This is a genomic window from Marinobacterium lutimaris (assembly GCF_900108065.1).
Lineage (GTDB): Bacteria > Pseudomonadota > Gammaproteobacteria > Pseudomonadales > Balneatricaceae > Marinobacterium_D > Marinobacterium_D lutimaris.
Genome location: NZ_FNVQ01000003.1, coordinates 292,767 through 313,221 on the forward strand (window position 1 = coordinate 292,767; position 20,455 = coordinate 313,221).

The window sequence follows — 20,455 nt, forward strand, 5'->3', positions numbered from 1 at the left end:
AATTATCACCTGGCAATTCAGCGCCAGGCATTTGAGACGAATTGACGATTTAGAGAGAAATTTATGAACCCTTGTGATCTGAGTGCCACAGAAGCCCGCCGTTTAATGGCTTCAAAAAAGCTGTCTGCAGTAGAGCTGACCGAAAGCTGCATCGCCCGCGCCGAGGAAGTGAACCACGCCGTCAACGCTCTCGTGGTTGATGACTTCACCAAGATGCGCAAAGCCGCCGCCGAAGCCCAGAATGCCATCGACCGCGGTGATAAGCTCGGCACCCTGCACGGTCTGCCGGTTTCCGTAAAAGATATGGTCGATGTGGAAGGCCTGCCGACCACCTTCGGCAGCGAGATCTACGCCAACAACATCGCCAAGGGTGATGATCCGATGATCCAGCAGCTGCGTCAGGAAGGCGCGCTGATGATGGGCAAGGCCAACAACCCCGAATGGAGCGCCGGCGGTAACACCCGCAACGCGGTCTACGGCGTCACCGCCAACCCGTACGACCTGACCCGCTCCTGCGCCGGCTCCTCCGGCGGCTCCGCCGTGGCCCTGGCCTGCGGCATGAGCCCGCTGGCTACCGGTTCCGACACCGGCGGCAGCCTGCGCAATCCGGCCTCTTTCTGTGGCGTGGTTGGTTTTCGCGCCACCCCGGGCGTTGTGCCCGGTCATAGCCGTCCGCTGGGCTGGCTGCCGATGTCGATGAACGGCCCGATGGCACGCACCGTCGACGATGCCGCGCTGATGCTCTCCGCCATGATCCGTCCGGATCGTCGCGATCCCTGGACCCCGGTGATCGAAGGCCAGGCAGCACACAACCCGGAAGCTTTCCGTCACCTGCCGCGCTACGACCTGTGCAACGCCCGTGTCGCCTTCACCCACAACTTCGGTTTCGCCATGACCGAGAAGCTGGTGGCGGACAGCTTCCACGCCAAGCTCAAGCGCTTCGGCCATGTGTTCGGTCAGCTCAACGACACCCACCCGGACTGCTTGAACGCCGACGACACCTTCGCCGTGATCCGTGCGCTGTGCTTCTCCGGCCATCACCGCGATCTCGCCAAACAGTACCCGGACAAGGTGGGCCCGAACGTTCACGACAACGTAATCGAAGGCGAAAGCTACTCGGCGCTAGACGTGGTACGTGCACTGACCAACCAGACCAAGCTGTACCGTCAGTGGCAGGCGTTCTTTGAACACCACGACTTCATTGTTGCGCCGACCACTACCATCAGCCCGCGTGACTGGCACGAGCTGTACCCGACCGAGATCGACGGCGAGCCGACCCAGAGCTACTACCACTGGCTCTCCATGGCCTACGCCTCCACCCTGGCCGGCCACCCGTCAGTAACCCTGCCCACCGGTCGCGATGCCGACGGTATGCCCTTTGGCCTGCAGATCATCGGCCGTCGCGGCAGCGACCTGGAAACCCTGGCGTTCGCCCGCGAACTGGAAACCCTGTTCAAAGGCGACGTGGAGCTGGAGCGCCCACAGGTTGACCTTTCCTACCTGAAAAACGCCAGCCCAATCAGCGAAGTGGAAGGATTCCTCGGCTTCGCCTGATCAGCTGTAAGCCTGTAAACTATGCGCCCCTCGATCACCCCGGCATCCCTGTGATGCCGGTCTCTTTTTACGCAGTACGGAACAGATAAACATGGAGTGGATAACCTTCCTGATCCTCGGCTCGGTTGCCGGTGTGCTGTCGGGCCTTTTCGGCATCGGCGGCGGCCTGGTGATCGTACCGATCCTGGTCTACATGTTCACCGCCCAGGGCATCTCACCGGAGATCCTGACCCATCTGGCGGTGGGTACCTCGCTGGCCACCATCGTCTTTACCTCGATCAACTCGGTGATGGCGCACCACAAGCACGGCGCTGTGCGCTGGCCCGCGGTAGCGATGCTAAGCGTGGGGATCGTCGGCGGCAGCGTGCTGGGAGGCTATACCGCTTCATTCCTCAGCGGTGAGGTACTGCAGCGGGTGATCGGCGTGTTCGCCATCGTCATCGCCGTGCAGATGTTCTTCCAGCTCAAGCCCGCCAGCCATGAAGAAAAACCGGTGGGCCGCGTTTTCCTTGGCGGCTCCGGTATCTTTATCGGCTGGGCTTCAGCGATTTTCGGTATCGGTGGTGGCTCGCTGACCGTACCGCTGCTGAGCTGGCGTGGTTTCCCGATGAAGATCGCTGTGGCCACCTCCGCCGCTTGCGGCCTGCCAATCGCACTATCCGGCTCCGCCTCCTTTATCTGGTTTGGCATGCAGGCCGAAGGCCTGCCGGAATGGAGCCTCGGCTATGTTTACCTGCCGGCCCTGATCGGTATCGGCGCCACCAGCATGCTTTTTGCCCGCTTCGGTGCGAAGCTGGCCCACCGCCTCGATCAGGTGCTGCTTAAGCGCCTGTTCTCGGCTTTACTTTTGATTGTCGGCATCAACTTTCTGGTCTGACCGATGCTTCGATCCAACTGCCCACTAAAACCCCAGCCCGAGGTTTAACTGAGTATGGAAAACCTGAATCACATTGACTGGATCGCCAAGGCCAGCGCCAACAAGGATCCGGTTCTCGACGACCTGCAACAGTGCCGCGAGCGCCTGTGGATCAACCCCAAGGTCACCTCGTTTGAGTCGGTCAAAGCGAAGCTGCCGCTAAGCTTTGCCGATATCGAAGACGCCAGCGCCCGTCTCGATCGCTTCGCCGCCTACTTCAAGGCGGTGTTCCCGGAGACTGCCGAGCGTAATGGCATCATCGAATCCCCGTTGATCCGCGTCGATAACGGCGCCAAAGCGGTGGCCGGTCTGCTCGACACCGAAACCCCGGCCAACCTGCTGGTGAAGTGCGACAGCCACCTGCCGATCTCCGGTTCCATCAAGGCGCGCGGCGGTATTTATGAAGTGCTGCAGTACGCCGAGAAGCTGGCGGCAGAGAACGGCCTGCTGCATGAGGGCATCGACTACGCCTGCTTCGATACAGCCCCCTTTAAAGCGCTGTTCGCCAAGCACGGCATCGTCGTCGGCTCCACCGGCAACCTGGGTCTTAGTATCGGCATCATGAGCGCCAAGCTCGGCTTTAATGTCACCGTGCATATGTCTGCCGACGCTCGTGAATGGAAAAAAGCGATGCTGCGCTCCAAGGGCGTCAACGTGGTCGAGCATCAATCCGACTACAGCGTTGCCGTGGCCCAGGGCCGTGAAGAAGCACTGGCTACACCGGGCTGCCACTTCGTCGATGACGAAGATTCCACCACCCTCTTCCTCGGCTACAGCGTGGCCGCTCTGCGCCTGAAAAAGCAGCTGGAAGAGCAGAACATCAGCGTCGATGCCCAGCATCCGCTGATCGTCTACCTGCCCTGCGGTGTCGGCGGTGGCCCCGGCGGCGTGGCCTTTGGCCTCAAGCATGTATTCGGCGATGCGGTGCACTGCTTCTTTGCAGAGCCCACCCACTCCCCCTGCATGCTGTTGGGGATGCACTCGGGCCTGCACAACGGCATCAGTGTGCAGGATATCGGCCTGGATAACCTGACCTGCGCCGATGGCCTGGCGGTGGGTCGCCCGTCCGCTTTCGTGGGCGCGGTGATGGACCCGCTGCTGGATGGCATCTACACCGCCAGCGACGATACGCTACACGCGCTGGTGAAACTGATGACCGACGCGGAACAGCTTTCCATCGAGCCTTCGGCCGCAGCCGGCCTGCCGGGCTTTGCCTGGTTGCAAAAGGCTGGCAGCGAGACGCTGGCGCAGATTGGTTTGGCAGAGAGCCTGACCAATGCCACGCATCTGGCCTGGGCGACTGGGGGGAATATGGTGCCTGCTGAAGAGCGCGCTAAGTATTACGCGTTGGGGGAGAAGGCTCTCTCGGAAGCTTTTCGCAGATAATGAGGTTTGTGAGAATTGCCTGAATCAGTCGTTTTTCTAGAGTCAGGTTTCGCCCTGCTGGGCGAGTCAAGGCACTTGTACGGACAAGTGCCTTAACAATCCCAAACCGCCCCTGCCGCTGGGTCGGCTACGCCGACTGCCCTGTGCTTCTCGCCTGAAAGAGCGGGAAAGGAAACTCGGCTTCGCCTCAAACAGCCTTTCCCTTATTTCTCTTTCAGCCTGCGATGCTCGGCTGCGCAGAAGGGGACACTACAGGTGCGCTTAGCAAGGCAGGTATGGCTGAAGGCAATGTCAGTCTTATCGACACTCCTCTGCCAACGAAAGCTCTCCGTTGAACGCTGCAGCGTAAAAATTTCCACATGAGAAAACTCATGAAAAAAATAGCCGTAATAACTACCGGCGGTACCATCGCCAGCACCACCGATCCGGAAACCGGGCGCTCAATTGCCGGCAAGCTTACCGGCGAAAAGCTGCTCGGCGCCTATAAGGATCTGTCATCTGATCAGGTCGAGCTGGAGGTGTTCAGCGCCTTTCAGATCCCCAGCAATGCCATGGATTTCGACAAGCTGTTACTGTTGAAGTCTGTGGTGGAATCCTTCCTGCTACGCACCGATATCAGCGGTGTGGTGATCACCCACGGCACCGATACGCTGGAGGAGACCAGCTACTTCCTCTCCCTGGCCATCACCAGCCACAAGCCGGTGGTGACCACCGGTTCTCAGCGGATTCCCAGTGAAATCGGCAGCGACTCTTTCGCCAATATCCGCGATGCGATCACCCTGGCGGCCGCTGATCAGCCTGATTACTCCGACACGCTGCTGGTGTTTAACGAAAAAATCTTCTCGCCCCGTTCCGTGCGCAAAGTCCACACCTCCAACGTGGACGGCTTCGCTGGCGGCCAGATCGGCACCATCGACCGGGGTGAGGTATTTATCCAGTGCACTGCGACCGCCGCCAAAGCCTGTTTCGACGCCCTGCCCGCCATGGCGGAAGTGCAGTTGATCAAGGCAGCCTCGGGTATGTCGGATCTGTTTATCCGGGCCGCCACCACCAGCAATGCGCAAGGTCTGGTGATCGAAGGCTTCGGCCGCGGTCATGTGCCGCCAAGCTGGCTTCCAGCAATCAAAGAGGCGGTCGATAGCGGCATGAAGGTGGTAATTACCTCAGCCTGCGATGAGGGACGTGTATTCCCCGCCTACGAATACCCCGGCAGCTTCGCCGATCTGACCGCTAATGGCGTTATCGGCGGGCAGGATCTGGATGCGAAAAAGGCACGGATACTGTTGGCCTGTTTGATCGGTGCTGGGCAGGCGGTGGATAGCCAGAGCTTTCTCTAATATCCAATCGGCGTGGGGCACGCTTCCTGTAATACCCAGTTTATTAACCCAGGCAGCGGCTGTTTTCAGGAAAGAGCTGTGCCCTCGCCGCGACAAATCCGCCCGAAACATCCTGATCTGCCCTGAGTTTCGAGCGGACTCCCAATCTGCCCTTGGGGTTATAACAGAGGGTAAAGCCCTTAATAATCCCAAGCTCATGTTGAGCCGAACAAGCCTCGACCCAAGTTGTTATCGCTACAACCCTAGCCTTCCATAATTGGTAAAAGCCGCTTACCAGAGGCGATTTACTTTATAAATCATATCCTTAGACGGCCAATAAACGTTAAGATGCGACGCGCATTCAAGCGACGATTTAGCCACGAGTGGAACAGGGATATGTCTAAGCAAGGGAATCGGGCCAACAACAAAACGGCGATCATAAAGAAGCTCAGCAAAGCCTTACTGCTGCTGATGGTCGTTGGTAGCGCAGCAACGTTTAGCTATTACCTCTATCTAAAATGGCCGACCGGTCTAGATAAAGAGGTCGCAAAACCAGCGTCAGAGACCTTAAAAGAGTTACTGGTCTTTGTTGAACAACATCAAAGCGTCAATCCCAATCTCTTAGCCTCAAGCACCTATCACCCTGATGAGCCGCTCTATGCTGCGCTCGCAGCGATCCAGCAACAGAACTGGACACACGCCAGGGAGTTATTAAAACCACTGGTAGATCAAGGTAACGCCGATGCCATGTTTTGGTTGGCGGAAATCAGCTATCGCAGCAACGCATTTGCCGGTAGCGACGGCGCCAAACTGTTTAAAGCCGCGGCCAAGCTCGGCAACCCATACGCCGCTATAAGGCTTACGCCGAAGTACAATCGCTATTCATGCGAAATGAGAATGCGCCGAGACTGTGATGACGCATGGGGCGATGTGGCCATTGAGCTATTAAAACAACGCTCAGCCGCAGGAGACCTCAAAGCCGAGTATGCGCTACTGGCATACGCGCGTTACGACCGCCCCGATGCCGAATACTTTCATCGTTATCTTGCGCTCGTTAAAAAGAGCGCCGAACAGAATTACTTTCGACCACTCAATCGCCTGGTGGAGATGTACTTCGATAGGGAACAACTGAGTCCGTTCGACGAGAGCAAAAATCCCCTGACAGAAAGTGATAAAAAAGCGCTGCTGCAGCTTTTAACCTATGCAGCCAACAACAATAATCTTGATTCAGCAGCGCTGATTTACTGGAATTTTTCAGATCTGCCACAAGCGACTGAAACGGCCAACACCACCATTATTAGAAACCTGTCCACCATCACCAAAGAACGTCACAGCAATATCGCGCTGGACTATTGGGTAGACAAGGGCAAGCAGCAACGGGAGGCCCTGCTGCGGGGGTTCGCCTATGCCAAAGCCTGGGATGACGCTACCTTAGGCGAGGCCGACGCCCTCCAATTCACACCCAGAAACCAAAGGTCACTGTCACTATTGCAATACAATGCAGATCTAGCGGCTTTAACCGATGAAGAACAAGCACGAGCGATCGCAGAATACGGGGCAGAGATCGACTTACAACCGGTGATCTATCTGGATGGTATCAGCGGCGCTTGGGACGATAGTATTTTTTAAACCGCACAGCCAGCGAAATGGCAAAGGTCGAGCTGGGCCAGGCCACCTCGAGCACATCGGATCTGTGACTTCGCACCGTCAGCAATGCCGGACGAGCAGGTTGAGTGATCGAGGGCTTTGGTCGTGGCCATCTACTACCCTGCTGGGTTTCAGCGATCCGAGAGGCGCTTGCTCCGGACATGAAGGTGGTAATCACCCCTGCCTGCGATCAGGAACGCGTCTCCCCCGCTTACAAATACCCCAGCAGCTTTGCCGATCTGACCGCTAACGGCGTTATTAGCGAGCAGGATCTGGAGGCGAAAAAAGCTCGGATTCTGTTGGCTTGTTAGATCGGTGTCGGGCAGGCGGTCGATAGCGAAAGTTTTCGTAACTCCTTATCGCCGTGATACATACCCAGAGGGGTGTTATATATTTCCTAGATCTCAAAAATACTTTAAATAAAATCAGGTAAAACTTACACTTAAACTTTCCATATAGGCATATCTTTCAATAGCACTACTGATAGTCCAAACATATTAAAACCAATAAATATTTTACTCCACAGGCGCTGTATATTTTCCAACCTAAATATTTCCTGCTCGACAGTTCTTCGTTTAATCGCTACTTTATTCATATAACGCATAGCATCTAAACGGAGGTTATCAATAATAACATTCATTTTTCAAAAGCTCGAAGATCTCCACCGGATAGCTGTGACTCAAGCACCATAATTTCCTCTGGTACCTTAGGCAGGACATCCATCCCAGAGGACACATATAAAGAAAGCACTGCACCTCTTAAATCTTGTGCTGCATTTGCCAAGCAAAATTGAGGATCTGCCTTAGACATCAAGTACAAACCAACACTGTGAAAAGAACACGAAACCCTAGACGCTGCCTGTTTCAAGTTATCCCATGCGTTATCTGTTTTCCGCTCAAGTTCAAATAGGTCTTTCTTTTTTTAGCCAATTTTGACTGGACCACTCGATCAGAAATTATTCCTGTTACCGTCGCCAAAAATATAAAAAATGCTCCCGTAGTACCGATAACCCAAGTTGGTATATCTATAGTCATAATAAACCTCTTAGTGTACTGAGAGCACTACTTCGCTCACATACCTCTACCTCGCCAATAAAGCGGCCGCCGTCGATCATGAGCAATAGCCAGAACTTGAAAGCCATCGTGTGTCTCGCGATACACAATAGATAACGGAAATCGGTGAAAAGGTACTCTACGAATATCTGGCGGAAGCTCAATCTGCCAGGCTTTGGGTAACTCGCCAAGCAACTTAACTAGAGCCTCAAACTCTTCAATCAGTGCAGCGCCCAACCCTGGAACTTTCGATTCATAGTAACCGACCGATTCCAGAAACTCGGCTTCCGCTGCCGGGTGAAAAGAATAGTTCACTTGATTAGTGCTCTAGCCTTTTTCAATACATCCTCACCGGACACTGCCTGCACAAACCCTTGGTCGAGTTCTTCAGCTCTGCGGCGGGCCGCAAGTAACCAGTCAGACCTTAACTCCTCAGCTGACGGCGACTCCAAACTCGCGACCAGTCGCTGGACCAGTTGTGCTCTCTCCTCTTTGGTCAGGTGTAGCGCCTCATCTTCAATCTGTTTGAGATCCATCGAATAAACCTCTCATTTTATCCTCGTTTTATTCTGGCATGGATGGGTCACAGCTGCCACGCTGCCGCGCGGTCACGCAAAAAGGTGCGTGCCCATCAAGAGCACGCACCTCAATTTTATCAGAGCCAGATACTTCACTACTCTCGCTGACACCCACCCTCACAGATCAGATCAGCAATGGCCGCCTTGCCGCTATCCAGCAGATAGACCTGAGCCCAGGCTTCTTTTTCCCGTACGGCATTCTGCGCAGCTATCGCTTTTCCCTTGGGCATAAAGAACGCCTCGATGCCGTAGTCGATGCTATAGAACTGATCGCTGGCCCAGCGGATACGACCTCGGATCACGGGGCCCTGCTCGGGCGGTTCATGCAGGAGTCGCTCAGCGACGTGGTATTTACCTTCCTGCTTCAACGTCACGTAAACCGTCTGGTGTTTACGAAACGGGTCGACGGCTAGCGACGCATCGACACGGCTGATGCCGTAGTTGAGGCGCACGTAGTTGCCACGGAACAGGCTGCGCGGGTCGATCGGTTCGGTTTTCAGCAGTACCGGTTCGCCATATTTCAGTGGCCAGGTGGAGCTCAGATATTCGGTGCCGAGTACGCCCAGCTGCAAAAACAGAGTCAGCAGCAGGCCAACGCCAAGCAGTTTTTTATTCACCGGCACGGAGATCTCTGGGGTATGCAAGGCTGTTGAGTTAGACATGATCCTGACCCTCGGTTGTGCGGTTTCTCCAGAAGCGGGCAGCACCAAACAGCACCGCAGCCGCCACCATGAACAGAAGCGCGCCACCTATGTAGTCGCCGATCAGGTCGAAGTAGCGCAGCATGGCGGTCAGCAGCAGCACCGCCACACCGGTGTAGAAGAAGTGCGTTACGGCATCCTCCACGCCACGGCGGATCAGCCAGATCCCGGTAATCACCAACACCAGGTTGGTGGCGACGGCGAGGAACATCGGGTCAGCCCAGTTCTGCTGTACCAGCAGTGCAGCCAGCGTGAAGAACGCACCATTAAGCAGAATCGGTCCGCTGGCGTTGGCACCGGATGGACGTGCCAGCGTAAAGCCGATCAATGTACCCAGCGCCAGCAGCAGCGGATTGAAGACGCCGATCAGATAGTCATTGCGCATCAGGTCGCGCCAGAACTCGGTAAAGCTCAATATCAGCAAGGTGAGAATAGCGCCGCGCAGGAGGTAGAGATGGAGTAGCTGGCCATAGTCCCTTTTTAGCGGCTCTTCATGGCGCATCAGCCACCAGGCGCCGCCAATCATCGCCAGTCCCAGTGCCACCGTTAGCGGTACCTGATCGGCAAAAGGATCGTAGATGTAAAAGCGACCAGCACCCCAGGCGAGCATCAGGTTGGTCCAGGCCACCAGCCCCACCAGCGAACCGAGAAAGATCAGCGCCGAGCGGCGATGGGTCCACACCAGCCAGAGGCAGGGCAGCGCAAATATTGGGTAGCTATAGGGCATAAAGCCGGTACTGGCTTCGGTGTACATCCACAGACTCGCGAGCACCAGCACCTGCAGCGCGATCAGCCGCGAGCGGGTCAGGAATACCAGCGGCAGAATCCCCAGGGCCCACCAGAAGATGCCGTCGGGGAAGTGTTCGCCCAAGTGGTAGATCTGCGCGATCAGCATGATCGATGCGCCGTAACTGATACCACCGAAGAAGAGCCAGAGCACACCGGCGCGCTGCTTGCCCTGCAGCATCTCCAAGCCGCCAATCAGGTTGATCACCAGCGTAGCGCCGATCAACCCCAACATCCGCACCGCGCGCGGAATCTCATCCCAGTTGTGGGACAGCACCAGGATCATAGCGAGGCCGGCGAACATCACGGCCAGGGCGCTGAGTACGTAGTAGGCGAAGCTTCCGCCCTTGCCCTCATTCAGGCTAGCGCCGTAACGCGCGAGGATCGCTTCGCCCTGGGCGCGCTCGATCAGGCCATCGCCGATCCAGTCGCTGACCTCTCGAGCCAGGTCTTTCTTGAACAATCGCAGCACTCTCATGTTCGTCACCTTTCATTGAGCGGGGTGTTGAAAACCTTGTCTATCTGCCGCTGCGCTCCGCAACGCGGCCAGCTTTGCACCATCCCGTTATGCCAGCGCGTCCAGCGCACGTTGTTTGAGCCCCTTGTAATCGATCTTGCCGCTACCCAGTTTCGGCAGCTCTTCAACAGCGATCACCTCGGCGGGAATCATCAGCGGGTTTACGCCTGCATCGATCATTTTCTGGCGTACTGCGTCGGCTGAACCGGTCACCAGCAGCACAACCTTCTCGCCCTTTTTATCGTCTTTGATATTGGTAGCGGCGAACTCGACGCTTTCCGTATCCACAACCCCAGCGACGGCAGCTTCCACCGCACCCAGGCTGATCATCTCGCCGCCGATCTTGGCGAAGCGGGAGTAGCGATCGACGATGGTCAGGAAGCCATCCGTATCCAGATGTCCCTTATCGCCGGTGCGGTACCAGCGGCGACCATCCAGCTCGACGATGGCATCGTCGGTTTTTTCCGGATCATTCAGATAGCCCTGCATCACCTGACCACCAGAGACCAGGATCAGGCCATCCTCGCCGGTCGGCAGGGTTTCCAGGCTCTCAGGGTCAACGATGCGGAAGCAGCTGCCGGGCAGCGGCAGACCCACACTGCCCTTCTTCTGGCCGGCCTGGAGCTTCCAGGTGGTCGGGTCCATCACATCGGGCACGTTGACGCTGGCCACAGGTGCAGTTTCGGTAGCGCCGTAACCTTCGAAGATGGTTTTCTTGAACTTCAGCTCAAAGCTGTCGCGCACCTCGGCGGAGAGCTTTTCCGCACCGGCCACGATCACCCGCAGCGGCTCCAGCATCTCCGGCACCACTTTGCGGTTACGGGTATAAAGACGCAGGAAGGTCGCGGTACCGCACAAGATGCTGACCTTGTAGCGATAGATCGCCTTGGCGATATTCAGCGCATCGGTGGGGTCCGGGTGGCAGACCGCAGGGATCCCCTCCACCATCGGCAGCAGGCTGTTCACCGTCAGGCCAAAGGAGTGGAACAGTGGCAGGCAGGCCATCATGGCGTCATCGTTACGGGTGTTGAGCACATCGCTTATCTGCTTGATATTGCCCATCAGGTTACGGTGGGTCAGCACCACGCCCTTGGGTGTGCCCTCACTACCACTAGAGAACAGGATCTGCGCCGGGCTTTCCAGCTTCACGCCACGGCCATACAGACGGCACAGCAGCGAAGCCGGCAGCACATAGGCACCGATCAGGTGGCCCAGAAGACGGGTTTTGGTCATCTTCGCGCGCACATCTTCCAGGTACACTATTCGGGTACCGGCCAGCATGGCGTCCATATCCAGACCACGTGTCTTGAGCTTTTTCATAAAGCGCGCGGAGGTATAAACCGTATCGATAGAGGCGCTGCGGATCGCCGCCTGTACCGATTCCACACCGGCGGTGAAGTTCAGGTTCACCGCGGTCTGGCCGTTCAGCATCACCGCCAGGTTGGCCATTATTCCGGCCGCGCTGGAGGGCAGTAGCAGACCCACGTTCTGCTCACGGCAGATCTTTTTCATACTGCGCGCCATGGCGGTGGTACCGGCAATCACACGGGCATTACTGAACTGGGCATCGCCCATCGTATCGATCAGGCTGACCGCGCGTGGATGGCGCTTGGCCTGCTTCAACCAGGCCAGCGGCAGCGGCTCCAGGCTGGCGGTGTAATCTTCCCAGCCATTCACCGACAGCTCGAACACCTTCTGTTTCAGCGCATCGGCCTTGGTTTCCAGCGGCAGCGGCTGGCCCAGCGCCACGATGACGTTACGCTTAAAGCCATCTTGGGTGTTCTCACGCAGCTTCTCGCTATTGGAGCGCGACAGACGGCTACCCCAGAGGCCGCGCAGGTAGAAAGGTACGATCACGCCCTCTTCCACATCCTCGACCGCTTTTTCATAACCGTTGCGGAACATGCCAAGGTGACCGGTGCGGCTGATCGCCCCTTCCGGGAACAGGCACACCACCTCACCGTTTTTCAGGCATTCGTTGACGCTGGCCAGCGCGCCCTGGCTGTTGCCGGCGCTGATCGGGATCGCGCCAAAGAACTTCAGGAACGGCTTCAGGTACCAGGTTTCGTAGATGCTGCGCAGCATTACAAAGCGCACCGGGCGCGGGCAGGCGATCTGTACGATGGCCCAGTCGATCCAGCTGATATGGTTACCCAGTAGCAGCACGCCACCACGCTTGGGCAGGTTCTCCAGGCCAGACACGCTGACACGGTAGCTGCGTTTGAGGATCACCCCGGCAAAGATACGCACCAGCGAGTGCGGCAGGCAGTAGAAGGTATAAGCGGCACCCGCGATAGCGGTAATCGCCAGCAGGTAAAACAGGCCACGGCTGCTGAAGCCGACCAGCGAGAACACCACGGTCAGCGCCAGGAAACCGAGCATCGCCAGATTCTGAATCCAGTTGTTACCGGCCAGCACCGTACCCAGTTTGCTCGCCTGAGCGCTGTACTGGATCAGCGCATTCAGCGGCACGATAAACAGACCACCGCAGACACCCAGCAGCAGCAACAGCGCCGCCAGAGACACCAGGCTTTCAGACACCGGCATCAGCACCAGGCAGAGCGCGATACCGATGGCACCCAGCGGCACCAGGCCCAGCTCGATATGCGCGCGGGAGGCACGACCCGCGGCCACGGAACCGATCAGAATGCCGATACCGCTCACCGCCAGCAGCCCCTGAATCACCAGGGTGTTGGTCTCGGCCAGCACCTCTTTGGCGTAGGCCGGAAACGCCGCCAGCACCACCTGGGAGATCGCCCAGAACATCGCCAGGCCAACAATGGAAAGCCAGATCGCCCGGCTGCCACGAATCGCGCCGATGTTACCGCGCAGGTAGCCGCCGCTGACATAAGTCTTGAAGCTGAAGGTTTTAGTCGGCTCCCCTGCTTCGCGCTTGGGCAGACGCCCCGCCAGAATCCACTCCACGAAAGAGAGCGCCACCAGCACCAGACCCAGCGGCGCGATGGCGTGCATCACCTCGGTAGTGCTGGAAAAGTCGGGCTGATAGAAATGCTCAAACAGCGCAGAGAATGCGAAGGTCCCGCCCAGAATCGAGATAATCGTGGTCGCCTGCACCAGGGCATTACCCTGGGCCAGAGGTTCATCGCCGAGCAGCTCACGAATATAGCCGTACTTGGCAGGCGAGTAGATCGCGCTCTGAATCGATAGCAGCAGGGTCAGCCCGAACGCCACCCAGAACCAGCCCGCCAGGTAACTCAGCCCGATCAACGCGGTACCGCCCACCGCCGCCAGCGCGCCATAGCGCATAACGCTGGGTTTGGGGAAACGGTCAGAGAGAAAGCCGGAGGGAGAGAACAACAGTATAAACGGCAGCAGGATCAGACCATTGATTACGGCGGTCAGTATCACCTGCAGGTCGCCATCCCAGGTTTTGAAGATGGTGTTCTGAATAACGATTTTGTGGCCAAGATCCACAAAGGCGTTGAGAAAAACCACCAGCAGATAGGCGATAAATCCCTTAACCTTCAAGAGCTGATTCATAGTCGGCAGATTCCAGTTTCTGTACGGTTATTCGTCCTGCCATTCTGGTCAGAACCTCACCCGATACAACTTCCATGTTTATAGTCGCGTCACAGACGCCAAAAGGTATTATATTTTAATACCCGACTTCGCTAAACTCCCGTGCCGCAGCCTCGCACCTCCCTGTTCTGCGGTCGGCTGCTACTCTGATCATATACTCTATAAGGCCAGCGACGATGAGCGAGCAACGGCGGTTTTCTGCAGCCCGGCAGATGTTCACTGACTTTTTCCGCATCAATCAGCATGCCCGCCCCTGGCACCTGCCGGTGATGACCGGCCTGTGCGCCATGATCCCTGCACTGATCGGCTCGTTTTACGGCGCCTTCAGCCTGGGGGTTATTGGCTGCCTGGGTGCTATGGTGTTTATCTACATACCTCAGGCCAATCTTGGCAAAAGGCTTTTCACCCTGCTGATGGTCGCCATCGGCTTTCAGATCTCCTACTTTCTCAGCGCCACAAGTTCTGACAGTCTGCTGGGCTCCACGCTGATTCTGTTTTTGATCACCTTTGTGATGACACTGGTGGTACGCGTGCTCCAGGTCGCCCTTCCTGGAAGGTTCTTCTTTGTGCTGGTCGCGATCACCGCGACACTGCACGCGCCCGGCATGCCAAGCGTGGAAGAACGGATGTTGATACTGGGGCTGGGCAGCCTGACCTCTATAGTCGGCATGCTGTTTTACCACCTGCTGGTGCCGGTGAACCCTGCCGCAGGCCCAGGCAAACGGCCGCCCAACCAGAGCGCCGATGATCCCTGGAGCGCCACCCTGGCCGATGGCCTGTGTAGCGCCGTGTTCGTTGCGCTCACCTTCTACATTGCCAGTGAACTGGAACTGCTCAAACCCTACTGGGCCACCATCGCCTGTGCCGCGATTCTGCAGGGCAACTCCCTGCGGCATATGTGGCAGCGCCAGGCGCAGCGCATCGTCGGCACAGCCATGGGCCTGGGTGTCGCCTGGCTGCTGTTCAGCTTTCAGCCCTCGACACTGGTGCTGGCTGTCGCTATCGGTCTGTTCAACTTCGCGATCCAGTCGCTGGTGGTACGCAACTACGCCCTGGCGTTGATGTTTATCACCCCGATGACGCTGATCTTTTCCGAGGCTTCCTCATTACAGACAGACCTCAGCACACTGATGCAAGAGCGCTTTGTTGAAACCGTGCTCGGCAGCCTGTTGGGCTTTATCGGTGGCTGGGTGCTGCACCGACTGCTGAAACAGGGCTGATTCCCCATGGAAGCCTCACTTTCGCCAAGGACAACATCATGGCCCGCCAAACCAAACCGCTGATCGATACCCTCAAGCGCTGCCTGAAAGCCAACGGCAAAACCTACGCCGATGTCGCGCGGGCACTGGATCTGTCAGAAGCCAGCGTCAAGCGGCTGCTCTCCACCCACCAGCTCTCACTGGACCGGCTGGATGCCATCTGTCAGCTGATGGGGATGGAGATCACCGATCTGGTGAAACAGATGGAGGAGAACTCGGGCCATATCGAACAGTTGACCGTGGAACAGGAGCGGGAGATCGCCGGCGACCTGACGCTGCTGCTGATCGCGGTTTGCGTGCTAAATCGCTGGACGCTGGAGCAGATCGTCAGTGTGCATAACCTGGATGAGCATCTGTGCATCCAGAAGCTGGCGCGGCTCGACAAGCTGCAGATCATCGATCTATTGCCCAAGAACCGTATCAAGCTGAAGGTGGCTGCCAACTTTAACTGGATCGAGAACGGACCGATTCAGCAGTTCTTTCAGCAGCGTATCGCCGCCGAGTATTTCAACTCCCGCTTCCAGCGCGATGACGAGAGCCTGATCGTGCTTAATGGCATGCTGTCGAAGTCATCCAACCAGGCGTTCCAGCGTCGCATGCAGCGCCTGGCGCGGGAGTTTGAGGAGTTCAACCGGGAGGATGTGGCGCAGGAGTTTGATGACCGCCACGGTGCCACTGTGATCATCGCGATCCGCGGCTGGCGCTATGGGTTGTTTAGCGGTTGATCGCGACGAGGCACCGCCCCTACAAAAAACAGGTGCCACACCCGGTGTACGAGGCACGCCTCGTGCCGATCGAACCCGGCACGGCAGTCATTCAAAACATTGGCGCTTGATCGCGGCGAGGCGCCGCTCCTACTCTAAATGTACCAGGGTAGGAGGTGCGCCCCGCGCCGATTGAACCCGGCACAGCGGTAATTCAAAACCACGGCGGTTGATCGCGGCGGGGCGCCGCTCCTACTAGGATGCCTGCTTCAACAATTCATCACGGGCCGCGGTAATATTCACAAACGTCTCCTGGCTGCCGCCGGCATCCGGGTGATGCTTCTGCGCCAATCGGCGATACGCGGTTTTGATCTGCGCTGCGTCCAGAACACCTTCTAACGGCAGGCTCAGCGATTCCCTGTGCTTACGCTCCGAGTACTGCTCAAAGGGGCTGGGTTCCGCCATGCGGCGTTCGTTAAAACGAACAAACGCCTCCTGCTCACGTTGTTGCACCTCGCGCCTCAGTCTGTGGGATTCCCGACGCAGCTCCACCTGGTCCTGCTGCCAGCGCTGACGGGACATCACCAGACAGGCGGCGAAGCTCACCCGGCCACTCTGTTCCAGCGTATCCAGACAGATCGGCCCAACCATTTCATAGGGCTCATCGAGCCAGGCCTGGCGCCCTGCGGGGCCGTTTTCCACTCGCTCAACAGTGACCGTATCAACCACGCCCATGGACGGACTCCAGATCACCCAGAACTCCTCTTCGGAAGATGGTGGAATATGCGACATATTCGGTCCTGTTTGCAGGTGGATGTGGCCAATGTAGGCATTCATTAAGCAATCCAGTCACGCCTGCAAAATGTACACCAGTAGACCAGGCCCGCAGCTTAACAGGAGGGTTACAAAAGCGTTTCACGGATCATCTCCCGCATCGCCCGGGCGGCGAAGGAAAGGCTGGCCCGACGTCGCCAGATCAGTGACAGGGACCACCTCAGTGAAGAGCTTTCCAGCGGACGCACCACCACACCCTCGGTGACGTGCCGTTCGGCGATCAACCGCGGCAGCAGCATCACACCGGTACCGGCGGCCACCAGCGCCAGGCCGAAATCGGGATGAGTCACTTCAGCGGCGATATCCGGCTCAAACCCCTTGTTAAGACAGGTATCCTCAATCAGCTTGCTGAGCTGGAAGCTGCTGTCGAAGCCGATGATCGATACGCCGTTAAGATCCTCCAGGCGGATCGCCTTTTTTTCCGCCAGCGGGTGGGCCTGGGGCAACGTCAGCATCATCGGATCATCACAGATCTGCAGCCAATCCATATCCGCATCGGTGGGCACCAGGCTGGTGGCCAGCTCTACCTCGCCGTTGCGCAGGGCATCCTCCTGCTCGACACCACCGCGTTCACGCAGATGGATCTCTATCTCGGGATAAGTGGCGCGAAACCGGGCGATGATCGGCGCGAAGATCTCGGCACTGCCCAGCGGCGACAGACCAAGATTCAACTCACCGGATTCCAGCCCGCGCAATGCACACAGTTCATGGAGCATCTGCTCCCTTCGCGTCAACAGCTCCACGGCGTGGCGATACACCACCTCACCGGCCGGGGTCAGTCTGACTTTTGAACCGCGGTAACCACGCTCCAGCAGAGTTTCATCCAGCTCCTCCTCCAACCCGCGGATCGCCTTGCTCAGTGCGGGCTGAGAAAGATGAACCACCTCGGCAGCCTTGCCGAAGCCACCGCAATTGACGATCTCAACCAGAAAACGCAGCTCGCGCAGATCCATTTACATTGTCCAACCTATTACATAACTAATGTTCATCTATTCGATGTTTAACATTCATTATATCTATCGCATCGAGATCGTTAAACTTTAGTCTTAATTCACCTTCAGTATCGCCCGATACGAACCGAACACCGGAAAATCATGGCTCGCACCCGCTCTCTATTCTCTATTCTTCTGCAAATCACCGCTTTCTGTGGACTGTTCTGGCTCTGCAACCTGCTGGTTGAGCTGGAGCATCTGCCCGTTCCCGCTGGCGTAATCGGCATGGTGCTGCTGGTGGTTCTGCTGCTGACCCGGCTGGTGCCGGAAAAAGCGGTGCGTTCAGGCTCCAACTTTCTGCTCGGCGAACTACTGCTGTTCTTCATCCCACCGGTGGTCTCGATCCTTAAATACTGGTCGATGCTGCGTGATGATGGCTGGATGCTGATCGGGGCGCTGATTATCGGCACCGTGGTTGTGCTGACCGGCACCGCCTGGGTCGTGGATCGCATCTTCACGCTGGAAAAACGCATGAACGAACGCCGCCTGTCGCAGATGAAGAGCAGCGCGGTTCATGTCTGATACGCTGCTGGCGATCCTCAGTCTCGTTGCCACCCTCGCCTTCTACTACCTCACCAAGCTTGCCTACCGACGCAAGCGGATTATCTTTCTCGCGCCGATGCTGGCAGCACCGCTGGCGGTCATCGCACTGGTGCTGGCGGTGGATATTCCGCTGGAAGATTACTACCTCTACACCCACTTTCTGGTGATGATGTTGGGGCCGGCTACCATCGCGTTTGCGGTGCCGATCTACCAGGAACGTGACGTGATCCGCCGCTACCCGATCACCCTGACGCTGGGCGTGATCACCGGCCTGATGCTGGGGCTGATATCTTCCTGGATACTGGTGCAGCTGTTCCCGCTACCGGACGAGCTGGCGAGCAGCATGATGGTGCGCTCGGTGTCCACTCCCTTTGCGGTGGAAGCGGTCTCCTCCTTTGGTGGCGTGCCAGATATCACCGCCATGCTCGTGATCATGACCGGCATTATCGGCATGGCCGTATCGGAAACCGTATTCAAGGTCGCGAAGATCCGCACTCCGCTGGCCAAGGGCGCAGCGCTCGGCGCGGCTTCTCATGGTGCAGGGACGGCAAAAGCCCGTGAACTGGGCCGTGAGGAGGGAGTCATCGCCAGCCTGACGATGATCTTTACCGGCGTGGCGATGGTGATTGGTGCGCCGCTGTTTGCCAGCGTGCTGGGTTGAAAGCTTGAAATTCCGTCCTGGCCTTGCACCAGGACGGATATCAACTGTTCAGGATATAGCGTCAGGATACCGCGGCCTGCGGCTGAGTCACACGGCGACCGATGCCCATGCAGATCAGCGCCATCACACCGGAGCCAACCAATAGCGCCGCACTGACCGAAAACGCGCTCTCAAAGCCCCAGCGGTCAAAGAGTATGCCGCCCACCGTAGAGCCCAGCCCGATAGCCAGCTGTACGATGGCGACCATCAGACCGCCACCGGCTTCGGCGTCGTCCGGCATAGACTGGGAGACCCAGGTCCACCAGCCCACCGGCGCGGAAGTCGCCACCAGCCCCCAGACCACCAGCACGCCCAGCACCACGCCCAACTGCTCGCCAAACTGAACCAGTAACAGACCACAGATCCCCAGTATCACTGGCATCGCAATTAGCGCCCGGTAAACATTGCCCTTCAGTACATAGCCAATCAGGGAGGTGCCGACAAAACCGGCCACGCCAATCATCAGCAGCACCAGCGTCAACATCTGCTCACTGACACCGGTTTCCCCTTCCAGGAACGGACGGATATAGGTGTAGAGCGTGAACTGCCCCATAAACAGCAACCCGGTAGCCGCAAAACCAACAGCCACCATGCTGCGCTTGAGCGGGCGGAAAATATGGTGCAACTTGCGCCCACCGGTTTCGGCAGGCATGGAAGGCAGCACCAGCCACTGCCAGACCAGTGCGATCAGCGTCATCGGTACCAGAAACATGAAAGCGCCGCGCCAGCTGACCAACGCCCCCAGGAAGCTGCCCAACGGCGCCGCGACCACCATCGCAAGCGCATTACCACCATTGAAGATAGCCAGCGCTTTAGGCACCTTATCCATCGGCACCATGCGCATCGCCGCCGATGCAGACATGGACCAGAAGCCCCCCAATGCCACGCCTACCAGGGCCCGGCCGATCATATACACCAGGTAATTCGGCGCCAGCGCGATCAACACACCGGACAGCAGCATCACGGCTGTCAGCGCAACCAGTACCTTTTTACGATCCAACTTACCCGCCACGGATGAGATCGACAGCGCCACGATCACGGCAAACACGCCGGACATGGAGATCCCCTGCCCCACAGCGCCTTCGGAGACATCGAGCCCAGCAGCCATGGGGGTCAGCAGACTGACCGGCATAAACTCCGCCGCTACCATCACAAAGGCACAAAGCGACATGGCGAAGACGCCACTCCAGTTTGCCTCTTTAACCTCTTCCGTCGCGACGCCGGAGGTCTTGTCGCTTTTGGTTGAATCCATTTTTCTGCTCTCGAATAGCTGCTATCGAATAACAACGCCGCCACCACGGCCAGGCTCTGTCACCGTGTGCGTTGCGGGTCTTAGGAATAACTGTCGTTAGCTCAGTAACGCCAGTGTGAGGAACCGCTATTAGAGCCAAAAGATGTAAAAGAGAGGTAGCAAATTCCACCTCCAGACT

At 57.6% G+C, this 20,455-nt stretch carries 19 protein-coding genes; 10 read left to right on the forward strand and 9 right to left on the reverse strand.

Features of this window, described 5'->3' with window-relative positions:
• The first annotated feature begins 105 nt into the window (after window positions 1-105).
• The 6 genes from C4S72_RS15740 (at window position 106) to C4S72_RS25655 (ending at window position 7,130) form a co-directional block, all read left to right on the forward strand.
• Window positions 106-1,554, forward strand: a complete 1,449-nt coding sequence (locus C4S72_RS15740) for an amidase (protein WP_235009165.1) — start codon at window positions 106-108, stop codon at window positions 1,552-1,554.
• Window positions 1,555-1,645: 91 nt separating this feature from the next.
• A complete protein-coding gene (locus tag C4S72_RS15745) occupies window positions 1,646-2,431 on the forward strand; it encodes a sulfite exporter TauE/SafE family protein (protein ID WP_104004119.1) in 786 nt (261 codons plus the stop codon).
• Window positions 2,432-2,485: 54 nt separating this feature from the next.
• Window positions 2,486-3,856, forward strand: a complete 1,371-nt coding sequence (locus C4S72_RS15750; RefSeq protein ID WP_104004120.1) for a D-serine ammonia-lyase — start codon at window positions 2,486-2,488, stop codon at window positions 3,854-3,856.
• Window positions 3,857-4,227: 371 nt separating this feature from the next.
• The gene (locus tag C4S72_RS15755; RefSeq protein ID WP_160115531.1) at window positions 4,228-5,193 is read left to right on the forward strand and encodes an asparaginase; all 966 of its coding nucleotides are present in this window, start codon (window positions 4,228-4,230) and stop codon (window positions 5,191-5,193) included.
• Between the two features lie 375 nt (window positions 5,194-5,568).
• Window positions 5,569-6,801, forward strand: coding sequence for an SEL1-like repeat protein (locus C4S72_RS15760; protein ID WP_104004122.1), 1,233 nt, complete (start codon window positions 5,569-5,571; stop codon window positions 6,799-6,801).
• Between the two features lie 104 nt (window positions 6,802-6,905).
• A complete protein-coding gene (locus C4S72_RS25655; protein WP_146071915.1) occupies window positions 6,906-7,130 on the forward strand; it encodes an L-asparaginase family protein in 225 nt (74 codons plus the stop codon).
• A gap of 325 nt (window positions 7,131-7,455) precedes the next feature.
• Here C4S72_RS25655 and C4S72_RS25790 read toward each other — a convergent pair whose 3' ends face one another.
• The 6 genes from C4S72_RS25790 to C4S72_RS15790 all read right to left on the reverse strand — a co-directional run bounded on the left by C4S72_RS25790 (window position 7,456) and on the right by C4S72_RS15790 (window position 13,954).
• Entirely contained in the window at window positions 7,456-7,629 is a 174-nt protein-coding gene (locus C4S72_RS25790) for a hypothetical protein (protein ID WP_160115532.1), read from the reverse strand.
• 260 nt (window positions 7,630-7,889) lie between these two features.
• On the reverse strand, window positions 7,890-8,186 hold the full coding sequence (locus C4S72_RS15770) for a type II toxin-antitoxin system RelE/ParE family toxin (RefSeq protein ID WP_104004124.1): 297 nt from the start codon (window positions 8,184-8,186) through the stop codon (window positions 7,890-7,892).
• A complete protein-coding gene (locus C4S72_RS15775; RefSeq protein ID WP_104004125.1) occupies window positions 8,183-8,407 on the reverse strand; it encodes an addiction module protein in 225 nt (74 codons plus the stop codon). Before C4S72_RS15775 ends, C4S72_RS15770 begins: the two co-directional genes overlap by 4 nt.
• A 137-nt stretch (window positions 8,408-8,544) precedes the next feature.
• Window positions 8,545-9,111, reverse strand: a complete 567-nt coding sequence (locus C4S72_RS15780; RefSeq protein WP_104004126.1) for a GDYXXLXY domain-containing protein — start codon at window positions 9,109-9,111, stop codon at window positions 8,545-8,547.
• Window positions 9,104-10,414 (reverse strand): DUF2157 domain-containing protein, encoded by a 1,311-nt coding sequence (locus C4S72_RS15785; protein WP_104004127.1) that lies wholly within the window; start codon window positions 10,412-10,414, stop codon window positions 9,104-9,106. The genes C4S72_RS15780 and C4S72_RS15785 overlap by 8 nt, the downstream gene beginning before the upstream one ends.
• An 87-nt stretch (window positions 10,415-10,501) precedes the next feature.
• Window positions 10,502-13,954, reverse strand: coding sequence for an acyl-[ACP]--phospholipid O-acyltransferase (locus tag C4S72_RS15790; RefSeq protein WP_104004128.1), 3,453 nt, complete (start codon window positions 13,952-13,954; stop codon window positions 10,502-10,504).
• A 215-nt stretch (window positions 13,955-14,169) separates the two neighbouring features.
• Here C4S72_RS15790 and C4S72_RS15795 point away from each other — a divergent pair, with 215 nt between their 5' ends.
• Together C4S72_RS15795 and C4S72_RS15800 are read left to right on the forward strand one after the other, a co-directional pair.
• Window positions 14,170-15,213: an FUSC family protein gene (locus tag C4S72_RS15795; protein ID WP_104004129.1), complete on the forward strand. Its 1,044-nt coding sequence runs from the start codon at window positions 14,170-14,172 to the stop codon at window positions 15,211-15,213.
• 38 nt (window positions 15,214-15,251) lie between these two features.
• Window positions 15,252-15,977, forward strand: coding sequence for a helix-turn-helix domain-containing protein (locus tag C4S72_RS15800; RefSeq protein ID WP_104004130.1), 726 nt, complete (start codon window positions 15,252-15,254; stop codon window positions 15,975-15,977).
• A gap of 234 nt (window positions 15,978-16,211) precedes the next feature.
• Here C4S72_RS15800 and C4S72_RS15805 read toward each other — a convergent pair whose 3' ends face one another.
• Together C4S72_RS15805 and C4S72_RS15810 are read right to left on the reverse strand one after the other, a co-directional pair.
• On the reverse strand, window positions 16,212-16,793 hold the full coding sequence (locus C4S72_RS15805; protein ID WP_200826810.1) for a DnaJ domain-containing protein: 582 nt from the start codon (window positions 16,791-16,793) through the stop codon (window positions 16,212-16,214).
• Window positions 16,794-16,858: 65 nt separating this feature from the next.
• Window positions 16,859-17,743 carry a LysR substrate-binding domain-containing protein gene (locus tag C4S72_RS15810; protein ID WP_104004131.1) on the reverse strand — a complete coding sequence of 295 codons (885 nt, stop codon included), beginning with the start codon at window positions 17,741-17,743 and terminating at the stop codon, window positions 16,859-16,861.
• A 141-nt stretch (window positions 17,744-17,884) separates the two neighbouring features.
• On the opposite strand from C4S72_RS15810, the gene C4S72_RS15815 reads away from it, so the two are divergent.
• The gene (locus C4S72_RS15815; protein ID WP_104004132.1) at window positions 17,885-18,304 is read left to right on the forward strand and encodes a CidA/LrgA family protein; all 420 of its coding nucleotides are present in this window, start codon (window positions 17,885-17,887) and stop codon (window positions 18,302-18,304) included.
• Complete coding sequence (locus C4S72_RS15820; protein WP_104004133.1) at window positions 18,297-18,986, forward strand: LrgB family protein; 690 nt, start codon at window positions 18,297-18,299, stop codon at window positions 18,984-18,986. Before C4S72_RS15815 ends, C4S72_RS15820 begins: the two co-directional genes overlap by 8 nt.
• Before the next feature lie 61 nt (window positions 18,987-19,047).
• Here C4S72_RS15820 and C4S72_RS15825 read toward each other — a convergent pair whose 3' ends face one another.
• Complete coding sequence (locus tag C4S72_RS15825) at window positions 19,048-20,277, reverse strand: MFS transporter (RefSeq protein ID WP_200826811.1); 1,230 nt, start codon at window positions 20,275-20,277, stop codon at window positions 19,048-19,050.
• Between the last annotated feature and the right edge of the window lie 178 nt (window positions 20,278-20,455).